The organism is Okeania sp. SIO2B9, from assembly GCF_010672505.1.
GTDB classification, from domain to species: Bacteria; Cyanobacteriota; Cyanobacteriia; order Cyanobacteriales; family Microcoleaceae; genus Okeania; species Okeania hirsuta.
In genome coordinates, this window is record NZ_JAAHGK010001478.1 from 1 (window position 1) to 1,719 (window position 1,719).

Genomic DNA, 1,719 nt, shown 5'->3' on the forward strand with positions numbered 1-1,719 from the left:
GTTAGAAGAAATTCTGTTTGAGCGTTGTCAAGTTCTTTTAACACAGCAATTTGCAATCAAGGCTATAACCCAGTACCATTGGTGGCCGAAAATTCAGGTTTAATTACTCCGATGCTACCGGATTTGATATTACAGATGTCGATGTCATTATGGCTGGTGGTTCCAATACTCTCCTCGCCACAGAAGATGATATCCTAAGGGATGGAGATACTCGCGATGATTCCTATCCTCTTCAATTTACTTCTGCTAGCGATGAACCTGTATTAGTCATCAACACCGACGGCAACTATAAATATGTCGGTCGCCTCATTGCTGACTTTGACGAAAACGGTATTATTACAAGTTTTGACGAAGACTTAAGTGGTGTTTATGCCACTGATGATGAGGGAGTTGACCGAGTTTACGAGGAAGATGTCAATCCTGAAGATGTAGCTGACCCCACAATAGTAGCTGTGACTAATGCTATTAATGACAACATTTCTGCTAGAGATGGCAATATTTTCGGTTCCACAGAAGTATTTCTCAACGGTACAAGAGGAGATGTCCGTACCCAAGAAACTAATCTGGGAAATTTGACAGCGGATGCAAATTTATTTATTGCCCAAGAATACGACCCTGATGTGATAGTTTCCATTAAAAATGGTGGCGGTATCCGCGACAATATTGGTCAGTCGTTTATTCCTCCTGGCGGTACTTCCGACGATTTGGTACAGCTGCCTCCTGCTGGAAACCCTTTTGCAGGTAAAGAAGACGGGCAAATTTCTCAGCTAGATATTGAGAATACCCTCCGCTTCAATAACGACCTCAGTTTACTAACAGTTACCGCAGAAGAACTCAAACAAATTATCGAACATGGTGTTGCAGCAACTACAGACGATGCAACTCCTGGTCAGTTTCCGCAGGTGAGTGGCCTTGCTTTCAGTTATGATGCTACTCAACAAGCAATTGAATTTGATGATACAGGCGTTGTCACAGATGGGGAGCGGGTCAGAAGTCTAGCTGTTGTGGATGATAATGGAGCGATCGCTGATGTGGTAGTGAGTGATGGAGAGATAGTAGGAGACGCAGACCGGGAAATTCGGCTAGTGACTCTCGGTTTCCTCGCAGGTGGTGGCGATAGCTATCCTTTCCCACTATTTGGTGAAAATCAGGTTGACTTAGTAGATGAAAGTTTGCCATCAGGAGCAACTAATAACGCTAGCTTTACTGATAATGGTAGGGAACAAGATGCACTAGCTGAATATTTATCAGTGAATTTTTCTGCTAATGGCAACCCTAGTTTCAGTGATGCAGATACACCTCCAGAGGAAGACGAGCGTATTCGGAGAGTATTATTTGTGAAAGGAACTAACGGTGATGATACTCTCGTTGGTGATGAAATTGATGATACTGTTATTGGTGGTTTTGGTAATGACTTCCTTTATGGTAAAGATGGCGACGATATTTTAGAAGGTCGCCCTGGTTTTGACCGCTTGTTTGGTGGTAGTGGTAACGATACTCTCAATGGAGGTCAAGGACGCGACCGCCTCAATAGTGGCCCCGGAGATGATATCATGACTGGTGGTGCGAGTATTGACCGCTTTATCTTTAACACAACCATAAGGGGGTTGGTAAGGGGGTGCTGGTTTCCCCACTCCTCCACAGGGTGGGGCGGAAAGCACCCCCTTACATAAATAAATGTTGATCCGCTTCGATCAAGATGTTTGTCTACCTCCCGAC

General features: G+C 44.3%; 1 protein-coding gene. It reads left to right on the top strand.

Features of this window, described 5'->3' with window-relative positions:
* Nucleotides 1–149: 149 nt before the first annotated feature.
* Nucleotides 150–1,673: a 5'-nucleotidase C-terminal domain-containing protein gene (locus tag F6K13_RS31855; protein ID WP_287289691.1), complete on the top strand. Its 1,524-nt coding sequence runs from the start codon at nucleotides 150–152 to the stop codon at nucleotides 1,671–1,673.
* Nucleotides 1,674–1,719: the final 46 nt, after the last annotated feature.